Origin of the sequence: Paenibacillus sp. 79R4 (assembly GCF_013393165.1) — a bacterium.
GTDB lineage: Bacteria > Bacillota > Bacilli > Paenibacillales > Paenibacillaceae > Fontibacillus.
This window is the reverse complement of sequence record NZ_QJOT01000027.1, coordinates 1-20,333: the sequence shown is the minus strand read 5'-3', so window position 1 is coordinate 20,333 and position 20,333 is coordinate 1. Positions and strand designations below refer to the sequence as shown.

13 protein-coding genes and 1 pseudogene are annotated in these 20,333 nt (G+C 52.0%); 12 read left to right on the top strand and 2 right to left on the bottom strand.

All coding sequences use genetic code 11. The features are described 5' to 3' along the window. Window positions 1–29 precede the first annotated feature (29 nt). Together DMN77_RS22990 and DMN77_RS22985 are read left to right on the top strand one after the other, a co-directional pair. The gene (locus DMN77_RS22990) at window positions 30–539 is read left to right on the top strand and encodes an A24 family peptidase (RefSeq protein WP_068779985.1); all 510 of its coding nucleotides are present in this window, start codon (window positions 30–32) and stop codon (window positions 537–539) included. Between the two features lie 17 nt (window positions 540–556). Beyond that, complete coding sequence (locus tag DMN77_RS22985) at window positions 557–2,323, top strand: DUF6382 and FHA domain-containing protein (RefSeq protein ID WP_179016406.1); 1,767 nt, start codon at window positions 557–559, stop codon at window positions 2,321–2,323. Window positions 2,324–2,571: 248 nt separating this feature from the next. On the opposite strand, the gene DMN77_RS22980 is transcribed toward DMN77_RS22985, so the two are convergent. After that, window positions 2,572–3,579 (bottom strand): epimerase, encoded by a 1,008-nt coding sequence (locus tag DMN77_RS22980; RefSeq protein WP_179016405.1) that lies wholly within the window; start codon window positions 3,577–3,579, stop codon window positions 2,572–2,574. Between the two features lie 308 nt (window positions 3,580–3,887). Further along, on the bottom strand, window positions 3,888–4,355 hold the full coding sequence (locus DMN77_RS22975) for a DUF2621 domain-containing protein (protein ID WP_068779988.1): 468 nt from the start codon (window positions 4,353–4,355) through the stop codon (window positions 3,888–3,890). A 317-nt stretch (window positions 4,356–4,672) separates the two neighbouring features. Here DMN77_RS22975 and DMN77_RS22970 point away from each other — a divergent pair, with 317 nt between their 5' ends. The 10 genes and pseudogenes from DMN77_RS22970 to DMN77_RS22925 all read left to right on the top strand — a co-directional run. Further along, on the top strand, window positions 4,673–5,785 hold the full coding sequence (locus DMN77_RS22970; RefSeq protein ID WP_179016404.1) for a deoxyribonuclease IV: 1,113 nt from the start codon (window positions 4,673–4,675) through the stop codon (window positions 5,783–5,785). An 85-nt stretch (window positions 5,786–5,870) separates the two neighbouring features. Continuing rightward, window positions 5,871–6,767 (top strand): formyltetrahydrofolate deformylase, encoded by an 897-nt coding sequence (gene purU, locus DMN77_RS22965; RefSeq protein WP_179016403.1) that lies wholly within the window; start codon window positions 5,871–5,873, stop codon window positions 6,765–6,767. A gap of 206 nt (window positions 6,768–6,973) precedes the next feature. Further along, a pseudogene (locus DMN77_RS24355) lies at window positions 6,974–7,867 on the top strand (DUF7408 domain-containing protein); the annotation flags it as partial. A gap of 1,445 nt (window positions 7,868–9,312) precedes the next feature. Beyond that, window positions 9,313–10,242, top strand: a complete 930-nt coding sequence (locus tag DMN77_RS22955) for an ABC transporter ATP-binding protein (RefSeq protein ID WP_179016401.1) — start codon at window positions 9,313–9,315, stop codon at window positions 10,240–10,242. Then, complete coding sequence (locus DMN77_RS22950; RefSeq protein ID WP_068779994.1) at window positions 10,239–11,189, top strand: ABC transporter permease; 951 nt, start codon at window positions 10,239–10,241, stop codon at window positions 11,187–11,189. The genes DMN77_RS22955 and DMN77_RS22950 overlap by 4 nt, the downstream gene beginning before the upstream one ends. A gap of 82 nt (window positions 11,190–11,271) precedes the next feature. Next, window positions 11,272–13,026, top strand: coding sequence for a coiled-coil domain-containing protein (locus DMN77_RS22945; RefSeq protein WP_179016400.1), 1,755 nt, complete (start codon window positions 11,272–11,274; stop codon window positions 13,024–13,026). Window positions 13,027–13,050: 24 nt separating this feature from the next. Continuing rightward, complete coding sequence (locus DMN77_RS22940; RefSeq protein ID WP_179016399.1) at window positions 13,051–14,040, top strand: AAA family ATPase; 990 nt, start codon at window positions 13,051–13,053, stop codon at window positions 14,038–14,040. Continuing rightward, window positions 14,037–15,056 carry a DUF58 domain-containing protein gene (locus tag DMN77_RS22935; RefSeq protein ID WP_179016398.1) on the top strand — a complete coding sequence of 340 codons (1,020 nt, stop codon included), beginning with the start codon at window positions 14,037–14,039 and terminating at the stop codon, window positions 15,054–15,056. The genes DMN77_RS22940 and DMN77_RS22935 overlap by 4 nt, the downstream gene beginning before the upstream one ends. Before the next feature lie 444 nt (window positions 15,057–15,500). Beyond that, complete coding sequence (locus DMN77_RS22930) at window positions 15,501–17,675, top strand: vWA domain-containing protein (protein ID WP_179016397.1); 2,175 nt, start codon at window positions 15,501–15,503, stop codon at window positions 17,673–17,675. Then, the coding region (locus DMN77_RS22925) for a VWA domain-containing protein (RefSeq protein WP_179016396.1) at window positions 17,659–20,333 on the top strand (2,675 nt) is incomplete at its 3' end. The genes DMN77_RS22930 and DMN77_RS22925, both read left to right, overlap by 17 nt.

Below are 20,333 nucleotides of genomic sequence, written 5' to 3'. Positions count from 1 at the left end.
AAGATTTGTGATGAGGGGGACCTACGGCTATGACATTGGAATATTGGGGGTGTCTGGTTATGTTGATTGCGGCATTTATTACAGATATTAGATCGATGAAGATACCTAATAAGATCACGCTTAGCGGGTTCATGATCGGTCTGGTGTATCATGCGGCGACCGGGGGGATCGAAGGGATTCTATTTGCTATGAAAGGGGCTGCGGCCGGCCTTGGACTGATGTTCCTGATGTATTTGCTTAGGGCCGTAGGAGGAGGAGATGTCAAGCTATTTGGAGCAATCGGGGCGTGGCTTGGCGTGAGCCTGACTCTATCCATTCTCATGTATTCCATTTTAGCTGCGGGGGTGCTTGGAATGATTCTGCTGCTCCTCCGGCAAGAATTTATTATACGTATTCGCAATGTCATGCATAGCTTGTTCGGAATTCTGATTTTGCACAGCTTAAGCCCGGTTCAGGCCGGGGCTAGGAAGCAATTGCAGATGCCGTTCATGCTGGCGGTTCTCCCGGGAGCCTTATATGCGATTATGACATTTTCTTAGGAAGGAGGGAGGATTTGATGCCGGCATTTAAAGTTGATTTCATGAGGAATGGCGGTACCTATATGATTTTGAAGGCTGAAGGCGGGCTGCAATCGAAGGATATTAATCGCGTTCAGCATACAATGTTAGCCTCAGTGGAAATTCCCGGCTTGCTTCCGGTTGACCTTCGCGAAATCGATTTTGAAGTTAATCTTCATTATGAAATTACCGGGAAGCGTATGTTGTCCCAATGCTTAAAGAATGACAAGCTGAGCGCACAGGAGTTCTATAGACTGCTGCTGCAAATTGTCACAATCCTGGACGATAGCCATCAGTATTTGCTGTCTCCCTCCAATTTCATCATAAATGAGGAATATATATTCGTTGAAGAACCGCTTGCTTCAGCGATGTTGTGCTTAACCTATGTTCCTACATGCGAATCGACGGCTGCTCAGGAGAGCCTGGGTCTTTCATTGTTAACGCTGATTACCCGTATTTTGAGCAGCGTAACCGCAGTTGAGGGCAGCGGAATTCAAAGAATCGTCAGCTTCTGCGGGAATGAGCTGTTCTCTATATCAGCGCTGAAAACGATGCTGCTTGATCTGTTGGGAGGGTATCGATCAGAGGCCAAGGACGTAGACCTGATTAGGGCAGCTGACACCAGGCGGCGCCGGGCAGATTCATCGGTCATGATTAGAGAATACGTTCAGCCAACGGAACAATCCATCCCGATGAAACCCCATGATAGACCAAAGTTTGTACAGCCCCATGAATCTGTAAAGGCCGGCGGGATGAAGCACAACGGGAATGAACAAGCCCGGGCAGATTCCGATTTAGAGCCATCATTGGCAGAAATGTGGAATCCATCTACAATTAATCCGGATGATGAGCGTGAACCGGTCAAAAAAAACAGCAAATTTACTTATTATGCACTTGGTGCTTTGCTGGTTGTAGGGTTCTGTTGGAAATTTATCTATTTGGATGATCCTAGCTCATGGGGGCTTTATGCTTGTATTGGCATTACGCTTATCCTAATTGTCGTATTGCTGTTTGTGCGCAAGGGTTGGTTCGATCCGGTGAATGAAAATATATCTGAAGTCATTAGTCGCTTAAGCCGTCGTTCTTCCGGGGGAGAAGCGGCAGCTGCAGATGAACCTGATAACTGGAAGGAGCCTTGGAATGGAGGATGGGGTAGGCGGGACATAGCAGATGAAGGCGGCACACGGACGCAAGATGCTAGTCAGGATAGATCCGGACAGATGCCTGTATGGTCGGAGATGATCAACTTGGGGCAACAAAAGGATGAGTTGGAATCCTCTCCGGTCATGCCGAATTCAATATCCTTAGCGCAAGCCCAGGGTCTAGCCATGGATCAGAGTGGAGTAACTGTGAGTTCTTCCAACTCGCTTCCAGCAATGGGTAAGCCGATATCCCAATCTGCAACCGTGCTGCTTAGTCGTATGGATATTCCGCCCCAAATACCATCGCCAACAGGGTTTTATCGTCTTGAGAGATATGGTGCGGAGGGAGAGCAGGCGCATAGGCCGGATACAATCGCTTTGAAGCCGGGTAGCCTTGTGATAGGCCGCTCTGAAGAGGTTGCCGGGTATATCGAGCGGGCAGTGGGCGTATCGCGAGCGCATGTCGAACTGATGGTGCGCAAAGAGGGCTGTAGTATTAAGGATCTCGGTTCCCGCAACGGCACGTGGCTTAAGGGGGAACTGATTGCCCCGTATAAAGAGTACCTTTTGGAACCGGGGGACATCTTTCTGATCGCGGATAGCACCTACAAGCTGTGCATGTAGAGCACACTATAGAGGTAGATGAAAAAGATAGAATGAAACTAACCAGGAAAAATAAAGCGGAATAGCTACGGGGACTGGCACGCAACTAAATATACGAATACATTTAGTCACAATAAGTAGAATTGAAGCGCTGTGCCATAAATTCCTGAATTCAGCCCCGGTCTGATCCAATCAGGATCAGACCGGGGCTGAATAGGTGTAGCGGTGAGGTTATATATGTCGTAAAGCTCCTCACTTTGGAAGAACATTTAACGCCTCTGTTTGAGATCCGCAAGGGCCTCTACTAATTGAGGGCAAGAATATTTGAAGCCGAAGGAAATAGCGACCTGTGGCAGGACCCGTTGTCCTTCGAGCAGCAGCAGTGACATCTCACCGAGTACGGCCCTGAGTACAAAGGAAGGCAGTGGGAACCAGAAAGGCCGATGATGAACATAGCTGATAGCGCGCCCGAATTGCTCGTTGGTCACCGGATTTGGACTGACCGCATTCACGGGACCCGAAATTTCCGGATGGGTGATACAGTAATCGATCAGCGTGACGATATCATCGATATGAATCCAGGGGACCCATTGCTGGCCCGTTCCGATTCGACCGCCGGCTCCAAGCAGGAAAGGCAGCCGCATCATCGGGTAGGCACCGCCCTGATTGCCTAACACTACTCCGGTTCGCAGCAGTACAAGACGTGGCGCAGGATCATGGGGAGTCTCCAGTCCAAGATTCGAATCTGCAAGTGGGAAGATAGCTGACGTGATCGCCTCTGGCGCAGCTGACTGCGGAATGCTATGCAGCGCTGTATCTTCCCAGGAGGTTGTTACTTTAGCAAGGAAATCGGCAGTAGAGCCAGGGGAATGCTCCGTGAATTCCTCGGTGAGCGAGGTGCCGTATATACCAACCGCAGAGCCTTGTACGATGACCTTAGGAGCCTCACTACCCAGCATATGGATCCATCGCCCCAGAGCCTGGGTTGTATGCAGGCGAGAATCCATAATCCGCTGCTTTGCTCTTCGCGTCCAGCGCTGGCTAATCGTCGCGCCTGCCAGATTAACGATGCCATCCAGCCCTCGGAGCAGGTGCGGGTCCTGGTTTATATCGTTCCAAGTATAATAGGACAACTGTTGCGTCGTAGATTTGCTGCGAAATTCCTGCTGCTGCGAACTTTGACGCGTAACGATCATGATCTCATGTCCGCGCTTAAGCCAATACTGGGTCAGCGCGCTGCCAATAAATCCGCTTCCGCCAAGGATTGCATATTTCAAGCTTTCCTCCCCCTTTATCTTTGATAATGAAAACAGCATCCCGGTAATGGGGTGCTGTTGAAAGGTGAGTTCAAAAGTCCGGCTTCCAGCACCGTCTGATGTACGTTTCTTTGAAACGCTTCAATTGGAGGAAGCTGGGGGCTGAGGAGCGTAGCTAGGTGTTTTCGAGGATAACGACGTCGCAAGTACATACTTGTAGTTTGTACATGAGCACCAGAGCTGTTTCCGCAGGAAGCATAACTTTGTAGCATTGCTTGGACCCGGGTGAACGCAAGATTCACTGGGGACTTTTGAACATCCGTTATACGTTATTTGTTCATTAGATGTTGATAGGGCTTGTAATCAATTTTGTTCTTCTCTAAAAAAGTAATGAGAAACTTATTATCTCGCTTTGGAGTCGCCGAGATATAGCCTTTGATGCAATGCTCTTGGGTTACCGTATCTGCATGCTCTTCCAGGGCGATTCTACCGATCTCTGCAGCGATGGAATGCTTGGCGATGTCGCGGAACGGGCCTGGAACCGGTTGAACCAGCATGTCCAGGAAGGCCTTGCTGTCTTCGTTCCATAGATGGCGGCTCGTCTCAACCCAATGGTTCTGCCAATCCAGCTTGGACCTGCCGTCGGCCTTGGGCAATACCTTCAGGAACTTGCGGAACATGAAAAATCCGCCGATGCACATCATGCCTAGCAATATGAAACCCCATAGCGCAATAGAATTCATGAACCAGCGATTGGGCTGAGTAGCCGCGAGAATTTGAAACGATGTATGTATCATTTGAAATCATCACCTCATTAATAAAATATGACGTATACCAAGGGGAAGCGGATAGAATTACAAGAAGCTAGTGCTATACCGATATGATAAAAGATGACTGTTCAAAAGTTGAGTATGTCTAATTTAGTACAATTGCATCTTTTCCTTGACATGAAGTATAACTTATTTTCCATATTTTATCGAGAGTGCAGACTCTTTTTCATAGTGTATGATGATGAAGAAATGATTTGTATTTATCCGTACGACTTTATTTATTTGCGCAATCAGGCTAAAATAAGGGAAGTTTAGCGGTTTACTGCCTAAAAGGGGGAATTTTAATGCTGAAAATAGGTTCACATGTGTCGTTCTCAGATAAAGGTCTATTAAGTGCAACGGGGGAAGCCGTGTCCTATGGCTCAAGCTCATTCATGATATATACCGGTGCTCCACAAAATACACGGCGCAAACCGATGGATGCGATGTATTTGCCGGAAGGCAAGGAAGCGATGAAGGCGGCGGGAATTGAAGAGATCGTCGTGCATGCGCCATACATTATTAATCTAGGTTCTTATAAATCCAATACGTATCAGTTGGCTATCGATTTCTTGCAGGAGGAAATTCGCCGTACTCATGCGATCGGGGTGCGTAATATCGTGCTTCATCCCGGTGCGTTTACGGACAAGGATGCCGAATACGGTGTAGCGCGGATTGCGGAAGGCTTAAATGAAGTGTTAAATGGAACGGACGAGACCGAGGTGAATATCGCCCTGGAGACCATGGCTGGCAAAGGAACCGAGGTTGGACGCAGCTTTGAGGAGATCGCAGCGATTATCGATAAGGTCGAGCACAATGAACGGTTGACCATCTGCCTTGATACTTGCCATATTCACGATGCAGGTTATGACATTGTCAATGACCTGGATGGCGTGCTGCAGAAATTCGATCAGACAATTGGTCTTGATCGTATCGCAATTGTACACATTAACGACAGCAAAAATCCGGTTGGCGCCGGCAAAGACCGTCATACACCTATCGGTACAGGTTGGATCGGCTTTGAAGCGATCCATCGTGTCGTTCATCATGAGGCGCTGCAGGGCCGCCCGTTCATTCTGGAGACGCCTTGGGTGGGCAAGGATGCCAAAACGCAGCGTCCGATGTATGAAGTGGAAATCGCCTTGCTGCGCGGGGACGTAGAGCAGCGCTTCGGCGCGGATTTCCTTACCGATGTGGCAGGATTGCAAGACTTCTTCAGCAAGCAGGATATTCATTACCGTTCCTTCGTACTCGACACTTGGAATTTGCTGAAGAATGATGCGAAGGCGAAGAAGGCGGACCCTCGCGAACCGCTGGAGCGTTTGTACGATATGGTGATTGCCGCGAATATATTCCCGGATTGCTCGGAAGAGCAAATCAACCATCGCTTGATCGCTTGGCTTGCGGGAAGCAACTAAGCAAGGTCAACAGCCGTTTTTTTGGAATGACCTCTATTAAGTATCAACATAGAATACTAGTGCGCCAGGGGGATATGAGAAATCAATGGATAAACATGCAAAAATAAGTGGACAAGTTAAACCGTATGAGCACCATCGGGCTCGGATGCTGATCTCTTGCCCGGATGGCCCTGGAATTGTGGCGACAGTCTCCCGCTTTCTGTATGAGCATGGAGCGAATATCGTGCAATCAGACCAGTATACCATGGATCCGGAAGGCGGAATGTTCTTCATGCGGATCGAGTTCGATCTGGATCAGCTTGAGGACCGCATAGACAGCTTGAAGCAAGACTTTGCCGAGATTGCTGATAAATTCCAGATGGAATGGAACATTTTCCAATTAAGCCGGAGGAAGAAGCTGGCTATCTTCGTATCCAAGGAAGATCATTGCCTTGTGGAATTGCTGTGGCAATGGCAAGCCGGCGATCTGGCTGCGGATATCTCTATGGTCGTTAGCAACCATCCGGATATGAAAGAATACGTGGAATCCTTCGGAATCCCTTATTACCACATTCCGGTTACCCCGGAAACGAAGCGCGAAGCGGAGCAGAAGCAGCTGGAGATTGTGAACGGGAAGGTGGACTTGATCGTCTTGGCCAGATATATGCAGATCGTATCGCCGGCCCTGATTCAGCCTTACCGCAATCGGATCATCAATATCCATCACTCCTTTCTCCCGGCCTTCGTGGGCGGGAAGCCTTATGCCCAGGCTTATGATCGCGGTGTGAAGATTATCGGGGCGACGGGTCACTATGTGACCGAAGAATTGGACGGCGGGCCTATCATTGAACAGGACGTACAGCGCGTCAGCCACCGCGATGATGTGGCGGAGCTGAAGCGAATCGGACGCACGATCGAACGTGTCGTGCTGGCCAGAGCTGTAAAATGGCATATCGAGGATCGCATATTGGTTCATCAGAACAAAACCGTTGTATTTAATTAAACTTTTTATAGCAACCGCCATGGCAAACTTTATCGACTTGCATGGCGGTTGTTTTTGTGAGCAGAGGAGAGGTTTATATTTCCCGCTAGGCCTGCCGAGTAACTTTATGTTCTGGCATCGCGTTAATATATTGAATGGTTATTGATAGGATTATGAGTTGAAGGTTGAGAGGGGAGAATCATTTGTATAATTCGGTGAAGCGTGGAATGTACGCGCTAATCTTAGGCATGCTCGTTATGGTTGCTGTAGTCGGGGGGAGTACGCAGCCCGTTCATGCAGCCGGTGCGAGTATCAGCATAGAGAGTGAAGTTGGCTATCACGGAAGCTATAAGATGAATAAATGGACGCCTCTGACGCTTACTTTAAAAAGCGATGAAGATATTAGCGGGGAGGTTGTCGTCCAGGTTGCGGTTCCCTATTCAGGCAGCAGCCAGTCTTTTGTCAAGAAGGTTGATCTGCCGGCGGGAACCTCCAAGCAGGTCACTTTTGGCGTTATTGGGAACACCTTTGATAAGAATAACAGTTCTATTCGCTTCTATAAGGATTCGGCAGAATCAGGAAAAAATATAGCTTTTACTTCCGGACGAGCCTATCTGCAATCGAATCAGAGAAACGGAGCATTTATCGGGCAGCTTGCCTCCGATCCGGACAGCCTGAATTTCATGAATTTGCTTAACAATCAAAATAACCCGATTAACGTCCTCAGATTAGCTCCGGAGCAAATATCTGAGGATGCGGCTATGCTATCTTCTTTTGATGTTCTGTTTCTTAACAATTTTGCCTCTGATACGATGGAGGAAGGGAAGAAGCAGGCGATTTCAACCTGGGTGCATCAGGGGGGAACCCTTGTATTGGCGGGCGGGCCAAGCTACCCGAAAACCGTCAAAGGTCTGGAAGCTTTGTCGCCGGTGGAATATACAGGTACCCAGGAAGCCAGCTCACTGCCTGGGATGGAGAAGCTTGCGAATAAGGAGCTGAAGCTGGATCATGCTATTTCTATATCAACCGCGCAGCTGAAGGATGGGGCGGACAGCGTCGTTAATGTTCAGGACCAGCCGCTGATTGCTTCCTGGCCGCTGGGTAAAGGAAAGGTAATCTATGCTGCGTATGATCTGGCCGCTGAGCCGGTTCACAGTTGGAGCGGTCATGCTGATTTTTGGAATAGTCTGCTCCAGAGCAAAGTGTCCGGTTCGATTATGGATAGGAACAATGGGACCCAAGGGATGAAAAATAGTCTGGATAATTATCTGAACTTTTTTCCATCGCTAGCGCTACCGCCCTTCTCTCTATTTTTCTGGCTGTTAATCGGTTATGCCGTGCTCGTTGCCCCGGTGCTCTATTATGTACTTAAGAGATTTGACCGGCGCGAGTGGGCTTGGATCCTGATTCCGTTAATTGCGATTATTACTAGTATAAGCATCTATTTAACCGGCACTTCAGGGAAATCCTCTTTGCAGGCCCATACGCTGAATGTCGTGGAGCTGGATGGTCAAGGGCAAGGCACGCAATTGACAGCTTCGGCTTTGTTCGTTCCCCGCGGGGGAAATTATGAATTTGAAATCCAAGGGGCAACCCATATAACGAGCAAAAGAGAGGACGGTTATATTTCCGGGGGAGGAGAGGAAGGAATCGGCCGTCAAATGATCCGTGAACAGGATGGCAATACCTCGGTTCATCTCAAGGATATGACCCACCGCTCGATGGCGAAGCTGTGGATTGAGCAGCAGACAGGAAGCTTTGGCTCGCTGGAGATTGAGGTAACGCTGGATGCGAAGGGAGTTCCACAGGGGACTGTAACCAACCGCTTGGATCGTGATCTTAGCGATGCGGCGTTAATTTTGGGCGGAAATATATTCCTCTTAGGAGAGCTTGCCAAGGATCAAACGGTGCAGATTCCCGCGAATTATACCTCTAGCACGTATGGCAGCTACAGTTCGATATTGTTCCCGTATCCTAGCGGTCCTTCGGATGAGAAGAACCGGGAACGCGGCATGATGAACAGCCTGCTTGAGCAGAACACAGGCTCGATGAGCAATATTTTGATCGCTTGGAGTAAGGATTCGTTTGGCGGATATACCGTGAATGGGAAGAATCCAGCTGCAGATCAGCTTAACATGTGGGTGCAGCCCGTGACAGTGCAGTATAAGCCATCCAAGGCCAATGAAATCGATGTGCCTTACGGCTATATCCCTGCGCAAATCACCAGCGTATCTACGACGGGCTGGGGGGCGGACTACGGCTCAGACAGAGTGAATATGGATAAGGGTGAAATGCAGTTTGAGTTTGCGCTGCCGATGCCGGGCAAGATCGATTACACTTCATTGAGACTGCAGCAAAATGATCATGGCCAGCGAACGAATACAATGATCTGGAATTTCAAGGAAGCCAAGTGGGAAGATCTGAACTGGGGCAAGGCAGACGCGCAAGTCTCCGGGTCTGTCTCCAATTATATGCTGAACGGCGCAGTGGTGAGGGTCGCCGTGAAAGCTGAAGAGTGGTCCAGCTTTGACATTCCGAAGATCTCGTTGAAAGGCCAGGTGAGACCATGATCGAAATTAATAATTTGACGAAGGAGTATGGAAGCTTCCATGCTTTGGAATCGGTTAATATAAAGATTGATAAGGGGACGGTATTCGGTTTTGTTGGCCCTAACGGGGCAGGCAAGACGACCACGATGTCCATTTTGGCTACGCTGCTGCTTCCCACTTCAGGGACAGCCAAGGTAGGCGAATATGACGTTGTTCAGCATCCGCATGAAGTACGTAAAAGAATTGGTTATATGCCGGATTTCTTCGGTGTATACGATCAGTTTAAAACGACGGAGTATCTGCATTTTTATGGTGCCAGTTATGGCATTCCTAGAGGGGAGCGGGATAAGCTCATACCGCAGCTTCTGGAGCTGGTGAATCTGAGCGATAAGAAGGATAGCTATGTGGACAGCTTGTCCCGAGGGATGAAGCAACGCCTCTGTCTGGCGCGTTGTCTCGTGCATGATCCCGAAGTGCTGATTCTCGACGAACCGGCCTCCGGGCTTGATCCGCGGGCGCGCATCGAGATGCGGGAGATCATCAAGGAATTGAAGCTGATGGGCAAGACAATCATTATTTCTTCGCATATTTTACCGGAACTGGCGGAGATGGTCGATGAGATCGGGGTGATCGAGCATGGCAGAATGGTTGCCCAAGGGAAGGTCGCCGAGATCCAAAATCGCTTAAGAGTCAAAAGAGTTCTTCATATCCGCACGCTGGGTCAAGCCGACAATCTAGGCAGCTGGCTGCGGGATGAAGCTTATGTCAGCCAGGTGTTCGTTGATGCTAGCGGTGTCCATATCCATTTCAATGGCGGCGATCTGGAACAGTCCGAGCTGCTGGCCAGAATGGTCTCGGCTGGCTTCAAGCTAATCTCCTTCAATGAGGCGCAGACCAATCTCGAAGATGTGTTCCTGGAGATCACGAAAGGGGGAAGCAGCGAATGAATTGGCGAAGCATATTGATTAATCCCGTGCTGGACAAAGAATTTCGGCTCAGAATGAGAACCCCCCGCTCGGCGATTTCATTGCTGGCTTATGTGCTGGTGATGGGGCTGATCGCGATGGGTATCATCTATGTGTCAACCTCCGGCGGAATGGGCAGGACAGGCAGCTTTGATCCGATGGTGAGCCGGATCATTTTCTATGCGCTGAGCTTCGCTCAGTTGATTATGATTGCGTTCATGACCCCCGCGCTAACGGCAGGGGTTATCAGTGGAGAGCGCGAGAAGCAGACGCTAAGTATGCTTCTAACGACACAGCAGAGCTCGGCTACGATTATACTGAGTAAATTGCTGTCATCGCTCAGCTTCATGACCCTGTTAATCGTCGCTACTATGCCGGTATATTGCATCGTTTTCATATATGGTGGAGTATCGCCCAAGCAGCTGGTTGTTGTGTTTCTATTCTATTTGTTCATTATGCTGCTGCTAGGTTCCATCGGTATTTTCTTCTCTACTTTGTTCAAACGGACAATGATTGCAGTTATTGTGACCTATGGTGTCGGCCTAGTGATTTTTCTGGGTACCGGACTTATTTATCTGTTCGCTATGGCGATGACACAAGTGAATTATAATTCTATAAATCCACCGGAGTTTTCCTGGATTGGTTATATTCTTGGATTAAACCCGGGTGGGGCGCTGATCAGTATTTTTGAACCTTCATTTTCCAAGACGGCCTTTATGTCCCGAGGAGGAAATATGGGGACGAGCGCGCCGATCGAGCTGTGGCTGGAATTTATTATCGTCTACAGTGTAGTGATCGTGTTAATGTTGTGGCTGGCCATCCGTTATATCCGTCCGGTGAGACGGCGCAGCAAGAATATCGATATGATGGAACAAAACTCCCCGGGTGGGGACAGTCGCAATGAAGGGAAGATGGAGCCTCAGCAATAGGGGAAGCCATGCATTACTTCGACACGTTTTCTTATGAAAGGATGACTTTTGGAATGACCTCAACCAGAGAGGAGAGATGGGCTTGGAGACGATATATCGCCAGCTGGAGATTGTACGCCAGCGCCTGAAATGGCTGCGCGCTTTAGATCAAGCAAGGGTCGGGTTATTGGCCGGGATTGCCTGTGCCCTGGTCTGTCTTATCGCCGGGCGGCTTTGGCCGATTGAAGCGATATGGGCGTATGCCGCAGCCTGTCTGCTGCTTGCCCCAATGGCAGGCGGACTCTGGGGCTGGTTTGCTCATGTATCCAACGGGCTGTCCGCCAAGACGATGGATCGGTTGAATCAAAGCGGTGAGGCCGAGGATTTAATGGTTACAGCATTAGCGTTTGCGGAATCAGATAGCCAACTGGCTAGGCAGCAGCGATGGCAGGCCGAGGAATATGGCGCAGCGTTTATTTCCAGGCTGAAGAGCCATCTTCCTCTTACCCGCAAGCCAAAATGGTGGATATTCATCGGATTGGGTTTTGCCGTAGCAGTCGCGTTTGTTGTTATGCCTAATCCGATGAATGACGTGATCGATAAGCATAAACAGGAACGGCAATGGGTCCAGGGGCAGGTGAAAGAGACGGATCAGATGATCGAGCAGCTTGAGAGTAAGTCCTTGGACCCGCTGGTCAAGCAGGCTCTTGAGAAAGAACTGCAGACACTGCGGCAGTCACTGGAGGAGAGCCGGGCCGGGGAACAGTCTCTTGAAGCGCTTGAGAATACGATGAAGAAATTGCAGGAAATGTCTGATCGGCTTGAGCGGAGGCAGCAGGAGAGAAACGCATGGTTAGACCAATGGAAGAAAAGTCCGTCTGCTGCAGAGCTTGCTAACGGATTGCAGCAGAATGATCAGCAACAAGCAGGGAAAGAGATCGATAAGCTAAAGTCAGATTTGCCTAAGCTGTCCCCGGCGGAGCGGAAGAAGCTGGCGGACGAACTGCAGGAGCTGGCCGCGGAAGAACCGCAGCATGATGAGGAAGCGAAACGGTTAGCTGAAGCCCTAAGCAAAGCGGCTGCGGCGCTTAAGGAGGGCAATGCGCAAGAGACGGAACTGGCGATGGAGCAATTAAAGCAGCTGGTGCAAGAGAATGCCGGGACCGCCGCATCCCGCGCCCAGCAGCTTGCGGAAGCCTCCCAGCTCGCTTCAGCCTTAGCCGAGCAAGGATTGGGCCTGGCTCAGGATATGTCCGCTTCCGGGATGGCGGTCGCTGATAGCTGGAGTATGGGTGGCCTTGCTGAGCAGTTAGCCTCTGCGGGAACCGTCAGCGCTGGCGGAGAGGCAGGTGCAGAAGGTTCTGCTGGCAGTGGTTCGGCTTCAGCAGGCTCCTCCGGTTCTCAATCCGGCAGTGGATCCGGCGAAAATGGCCCCGCTCAGGGGAAGGGGGCCGCCACAGACGGTGGATCAAGCGGAGCGGGAACCGGGAGCGGAAACGGCAATGGTGCCGGAAGCGGCAGCGGTAGTGGCAGCGGCAGCGGGACCGGCAGCGGTGGAAACGGAGCTGGTAGTGGAGGCTCTGGAGCAGGACTAGGCAGCGGCGGTCGCAATCTGATCACCGTGCCCCGCGATTATAAAGGCAGTGGAAATGTTCAGAACGATGGAGGTCCTGCTACTGGCGGTCAGGTGCAAAAAGGTGGGAAATCACCGGTTTTTGAGGGAGTTAGCCGCCCATATAATGAGGTTTACAGGGATTATGCCTCCGAGGCCAAGCGCTCGCTCGAGCGGAGCGAATTGCCGCAGAGCATGCAGGGACTTGTAGAGCGTTATTTCATGGAGATAGATCCAGGCAGTTAAATGAGCGAGAGGGAGGAATAAATCATGCCGGATACGAAGGAGCAAGCAGCGGTCTGGAGAGAGACGATCTCTACTGTAAGGGAGGAAATCGGCAAGGTCATTGTCGGTCAGGAGGAGGTCGTCGAGCAGCTGCTGTGGTGTATTTTTGCCGGGGGACATGCCTTGCTGGAGGGGATTCCCGGACTTGGGAAGACGATGCTTGTCCGTACGATCGCGGATACGCTGGAGTTGTCCTTCTCACGAATCCAATTTACGCCGGATTTAATGCCAAGCGATATTACCGGAACGAATGTCATTCGCTTTGGTCCGCAGGGGACGAATGAGATGGTGTTCCAGCCGGGACCGGTGTTTAGTCAGATTGTGCTCGCGGATGAGATTAATCGGGCTACTCCAAAGACACAAAGCGCCATGCTTGAGGCGATGCAGGAGCAGACGGTTACCGTCAGCGGGGAAACCCGGCGTTTGCCGCAGCCCTTCTTCGTGCTGGCAACGCAAAATCCGCTGGAGAACGAAGGGACGTATCCGTTGCCTGAGGCTCAGCTTGATCGCTTCATGTTAAAGATCAATGTCGATTATCCTACACCGGATGAGTTGAAGCAGATCGTGCACAGAACGACGGCGGCGGAGCAACCGCATGCGGTTCGTCAGGCGACCGCGGAGCAATTGCTGGAGATTCGGCAGGCCGCCAAGGAAATTCTGTTAGCCGATGAAGTGTTGGATTATGGCATTTCTCTATTGATGATGACCCATCCTCTGGAAGCATCAGCACCGGAGTCGGTCCGTAAATACGTTAGCTTCGGTTCGGGTCCACGCGGAATTCAGTCTATGGTCGCGATCGCTAAGGTAAGAGCGCTCTGCAAGGGACGATGGCATGTCTCGACGGGAGATCTGGCTGCAGTTGCCGCTCCAACCCTGCGCCATCGCTTGTTCTTGAATTTCGAAGGCCAGGCGATGGGCATATCGACGGATTCACTGATTGAAGAGATTATCGCGAAGCTGGAGAACTCACGATGACAGCCCCTTTATTGCCTCCGGCCTTTTTGCCACGTCTGGAAAGGCTATCGCTGATATCTGGCAGGCGAGTCCGCGGGACAGCCCAGGGCAAACGCCGTTCCGGCAGCTTTGGAGCATCGCTGGAATTCGCCGATTACCGGCAATATTCTCCCGGCGACGATATCCGCCGCTTCGATTGGAGCGTCTATTCCCGGACGGGGCGTCCGTTTGTACGGCAATATTGGGACGAGCAGGAGCTTCCTATCAGCCTGTATCTTGACGTGTCTGCCTCTATGGATCACCGCGGGGCAGGAGGAGCTGCAGCTTCATCCGGACAGGCTGCGGGATTGCATCGGGAACAGTCGGCAGCTGAAGGTTCAACGAATGGGCGTGCGCTCGGCGGGATCATCCCGCAAGAACTAGGCGGTAGCGGAGATTCGAAGCTGCAATATGCCAAACGGCTGGCCGCCGCTGTTGGTTATATTGCCTTGGCCGGCTCAGACCGGGTGCAGGCTTATTTGTTCCACTCGAAGCTGGAAGGATCGCTTCCTCCGCTGCGCAGCAAGGCAGCTGCGGTAAAGCTGTTTTCTTTTATTCAGTCGGCGAATGCAGGTGGGGCGGGAAATATGGCTTCGGCGCTGGGCAGCGCACAGTCTATGCCCCGGCAGCCAGGTATGGCCTGGATTTTCTCCGATCTATGGCTGGAGGGCGGACTTGAGGAGCTGAAGCAGAGCTTGGAAATGCTGCAAGCGGCAAGACAAGAGATCGTGCTGGTTCATATCCTTTCCAGGGAAGAGCTTAATCCGCGACTTAGCGGAGACCTGCGTCTGATCGATATTGAGCTAGGGACAGGCAAGGAAGTGGCTATCACCGGCAAAATACTTGAGAAATATATGGCCGCACTGGAGCGTTATACAGAAGGAATCTCCCGTTACTGCAATGAACGCGGGATCCGTTATGTTATGGCCCCCTGTGACCAGCCCTTGGAGACGGGGATTTTTGAAACGCTGCGCAAGACAGGAGCTATTGGGGTCTAGGGGGTGTGTAAGCTTGGGATTTGCTGCTCGGCTTACTGCTGCTAAACCTGTGATGGGGATATAAAAAACTTAGAACGTAGGTCCCGTTTGAAAACATGGCATGCAACTGTAGCACGGAAATACTTTACAAGTACATTTTTTTCGATGAGATGCGCTTGAAGTGAACAACACCTGCAAAAGTGCAGGCTTTCTCTACGACTTAGCTCTGACTCACGGAAAATGAGGACAAAGCCTGTAAATTTACGTTTTTTAAATCCGTCAAGGCAACTTGGCGGGTAAAAGAGGGAAGCGCCGTTGTCTCTTAGATTGGAGTCATTCTCTGCATGCTGACCAGCAGGTTATGATCTAGCAGCGGTGTAGCCGCTTGTCCTTGAATTGACCTTGATTTAGAGGCTTTCTTAGCGAAATGCGGACTAGTTGAACTACCTTAAGGAGGGGAGCAGCATGGGGATAGCGTTGTGGTCCGGCCTCTGGTTCGGTTTGGCCATTCCGGTCATTCTGCTCATGTACCTGTTCAAGCGAAAATACATAGATACGACGGTATCAAGCCATCTGCTATGGAATCATGTTCTCCGCAACATTGAGGCGAACCGTCCTTGGCAGAAGCTGCAGAACCGCCTGCTATTATGGCTGCAGCTGCTTGCGGCTGCGCTGCTCGTATTTGCGCTTATGGCTCCATATTTATGGGTCCAGAGCGGCAGTAAGCATACGATTGTGATTGTTGATGCCTCGGCAAGCATGAGCATGCTCTTGGACGAACGGGTGGAGCAGGGGGCCGATCGTGTCGGGGAAACAGGCGCCGGGAATGATATGCCAGGGCGGGAAGCTGGGAGTTTGGGCACGCAGCCCGGGAATGAAACCGTTGGACAGGAAGCTGGACAGTCCGGGACGATCAGTTTGAGCGGAAAAGACGCAGGTCCGACCGGAACGATTAGTCGAATGGAACAGCTAAAGGGCGAGCTAAGCGAATTCACCGCTACTTTGAGCAGGAAGAGCGAGCTGACGCTGCTTAAATTGGGCAGTAAGCCGGAGGTGCTTCTATCGCGAGAGAATGACCGCGGTAAATGGAAGCAAGCGATATCGGCGTTAGCCGTGGACTACGGCACATCGGCATATCGTGAGACGCTGTCCTTGGCAGCGGCAATGACGAAGGGGGACCCGGAGGCTCAGGTCGTTATTTTTACCGATGGGCGTTGGATGGAGCGGTCTGATGATATTTTATTTGATGTCCCTGTCCGTATCATGACGGTGGGGGAAGCGAAATCCGGTAATGCTGCCATTGAACAGTTCGGGGTGCGAAGCAAGGAGGCGACAGGAGCAGTAGATGGGGTTGCCACCATTCGCAATGATGGAAGCGATGCTCTGGAAACCGAATTGAATCTATACGGGGACGATAGGCTATTGGCTTCACGGCAAGTTGTGATTCGCGCTGGACAAACTGTGACGGAGTCATTTGCCGAGCTGCCTGCGGCGGAGGTTTATCGGCTTGCGCTCAGTCCGGGCGACTCTTATCTATTAGATAATGAGGCGTATGCGTTTCAGGAGCAGCACGCCGCTCCTAATCTGCTGCTTATCTCCCGTGGCAATCTATTTCTGGAAAAAGCGTTGCAGCTCGCCGGAGCGAATGTAATCCGCATGACTCCTGCTGACGAGGATGGAGAGGGGGTGGCAGCAGAGCCCAGGCTTCCGGCGCCAACGCCGGATATCATTGTGACTGATGGCGTTATGCCGGAGTACATGCAGCAAGGCGCTTGGGCGGATCTGCTATCCCGTACTCCGCTGTGGAGCATCGGAGGAGCTGGTGACAAGCTCCAATTGTCGAGCGGAGAACTGAAAATAGAGGATCATCCTCTGACCCGTTATTTTTCCTTAATGGATTCGCCAACAGGCTTTCTTCAACAGGCACCGGTACCCGAATGGGCCAAGACGATTTTGAAAATCGACGGATTGCCAGCGATCTATGCGGGAAGCGAAGCCGGGACGGCAAGACTCGGATTTTTGTTTGCACTGGAGGATAGCGATCTGCCTTTGCGTCCCGAATTTCCGATACTGGTGCATAATGCGGTGGAGTGGCTGCAATCCGGAAGGGCAACCGGCCTTGGCAGGGCTATGGTTGAAGCGAAGGTGGCCATTCCCGTGAATGCCGACGCCGAGCAGGGGAGCTGGACTGCGGTCAGCGGGTATGCTCTGTTAATCAAAGTTGCTGATATTCCCGCTGAAGCGCAGAACGGAAGCCTATCGGCTGAACAGACTGCACCGGCAATTCCCGGATTGTGGCGGTTCGTACAGCGCGATGTGAGTGGGAATGAATTGGTCAGTTACTACTTACAGACGACAGCCAGTCCGCTGGAATCGTTGACTCAAGCTGTGTGGCCGTTGCAGCCGGCAGCTGCAGGGCAGGGCGGCGAGCAGATAGAGCAGTCTGGAAATGAAGAAGCAGCTGACGGTACAGGGAATAGCACGGCAGTACAGGACAGAGAGTCCGGGCAGACAGCCAGGGCGGGAGAAGGGCATGGAGATTTTTCGAGCAGGTACTCGCTTGCTTTTCTGATTGCGCTGCTCGCTTTTATCGTTATTTTTGCCGAATGGGGGGTGTATCAGCGTGGGCGTTCAATTTGAGCATCCCTTGTTCTTATGGCTATTCATTGTGGTCGCAGCCTTTGCAGTATATGCCTTCCGCAGTGACTTCCGCTTGAGCGGAGCGAGGAAAAAGTGGGCGATCGGACTCAGAATTACGGTAGCGATACTGCTCGTCCTGGTGATGTCAGGCTTCAATACCTTCAGAATGGTATATGACAAGGAACTGGTGTTTGTTATCGACCGTTCGGCAAGCATGCCGGAGGGCGAGTCAGCATTGGGCTGGATGAATGAAGCGGTTCAGGGCAAACAATCCGGGGACAATCTGGGCATCGTCGGATCGGGTCTGGATGCGGCCGTAGAGAAGAGTCTGGATACTGTCTGGTCGGCAAATACTGGCTCGAAAGCGGCGATAAACCCGCAGTATACAAACCTTGAAAAGGGGCTTCAGTTAGCTGGCAGCTTGTTCAGCGGGCATGGGGGCGGCCGGATCGTCCTCGTTTCAGATGGGGAAGAGAATGTTGGCGATGTACGCTCCGCTGCTCTGTTGTTACGGGAAAGTGGAATCACGCTGGATGTGCTGCCGAGTGAGCGCAAGCCGATTCAGGATGTGGCGATAGAGTCCCTGAAGATGCCGGACAAGCTGTATCAAGCGGAGTCGTTCAGCTTCGAGGTTACCGTGCGGAGCACTTTTGCCGGAGAAGGGGAACTCAGGCTCTATGAGAATAATGAGGAGATCGGCCGTACGAAGCTGATGCTGCAGCGCGGAGAGAACCGTGTGGCGTTGCAGGGCTTGGCTCGACAGACCGGGATGCACCGCTATCGGGCCGAGGTGTTCGCCTCGGGAGACGAGCAGGCGGCGAATAATGTCTCCTATGCTTTTACAAGAGTAACGGGGAGCCCTAAGGTGCTGATCGTGGAAGGAGTAGCGAATACGAGCATCAATATGGAAAATTCGCTGAAATCCAGCTTGATCAACTATGAGGTCACTGCCCCAGGGATGCTGCCGCTTGAGCTGGCGAAGTATGCCGGATATGACAGTATCCTCTTTAATAATGTGTCCGGTGAGCAGGTTGGTGGCAAGCAGATGGAGCTGATTGAGCAGGCGGTGCGCTCCTACGGTATCGGATTTATAATGGTTGGCGGTGAAGACAGCTTTGGAATGGGCGGCTATTTCAAGACGCCGATTGAGAAGCTGCTGCCCGTATCGATGGAGCTGGAAGGCAAGCGGGAGGTTCCATCGCTTGGTCTGATTCTGGTAATTGACCGTTCCGGCAGCATGGACGGAGATAAGCTCAAGCTGGCCAAGGAATCGGCGATGCGCACGGTTGAACTGCTTCGAGCGAAGGATACCGTGGGCGTAGTAGCCTTTGATGATCATCCCTGGTGGGTAGTGGAACCACAGGTCCTCAGCGATAAAGAATATGTTCTGTCACAGATCAATGGCATCCCGAGCGCAGGCGGTACGGATATTTATCCTGCGGTGGCGGATGCGACGAAGAAGATGCTGGATGTCGAGGCGCAGCGCAAGCATATGATTCTCCTGACTGACGGGCAATCGGCAGGCAGTTCCGGCTACAACGATCTGCTGAATACGATGCTGGAGGAGAAAATTACGATGTCCACCGTGGCGGTTGGTGAAGACGCGGATGTGCAGCTGCTGCAGTCGCTGGCAGATGGGGCCAAAGGGCGCTATTATTACGTTCAGGATGCAACGACGCTGCCGGCTATCTTTAGCCGCGAGGCAGCGATGATCTCCAGAACGTACGTGGTGAACAAACCTTTTGTTCCGGCATTGGTACAGCCTGGTGATTGGCAAACTTTGTTTGCTGACGGGCTACCGCGAATTTATGGCTATGTGGCTGCGACGCCAAAAGCGACGGCGCAGACGGTGTTGTCCAGCCCGGAGCCAGATCCATTGCTAGCGCGCTGGCAGTACGGTTCTGGGCGAACTGTAGCCTGGACCAGTGATATGACCGGCAAATGGTCGCGCGATTGGGTAGGTTGGTCGCGGTTTGCCGAGATTTTTGCGGAGATGGTGAAGTGGACATTACCGCAGTTCACCGCTTCGGATTATGCTGTGCAAACCACGGTCGAAGGCAATCAGGTTCATTTCGAAGTCCGCGCAGATGAAGAGGTTCTGCCTGGGAAGCTCGATGCTGTAATCAGTTCGGAGGCCGTACCTGAGCAGAGGGTGCCGCTGCTTCAAACTTCTCCAGGGATTTATACGGGTTCGCTGGAAGTGAGCGATCCGGGTTCTTTTCTGGTGCAGCTACAGGGGGAAGAGAATGAGGACGGGCTGCGGCCAAGTTATGGTGCAGGGAGCGGCTTCGTTGTCCCGTATTCGCCGGAATATTCGCTTGTATCCGGGAACCCGCCGGATAAGCTAGCCGCTCTGGCCGAGCTGTCCGGCGGTCGGGTGCTGAGCTGGGATAAGCCGGGCGAAGCGCTGAAGTATCATGCGGCGGGCTACGCCGTGCCGCATGATTGGGAGCGCCCGCTGCTGATTGCGGCGCTCCTGCTCTGGCTGGTCGACATCGCCGTGCGGCGGATGTCGCTGCCCTGGAGCCGCATCGCGGAGCGCTTGCGGCCATGGGAGCGCCGCGCTGGAACGCGCGCGGCAGCGGCACAGTCCGGCCCGCCTGCGGCGGTGCCGGACGCCGGGCTCGCCCGGCTGGCGGCGCGCAAGTCGCGCGCAGC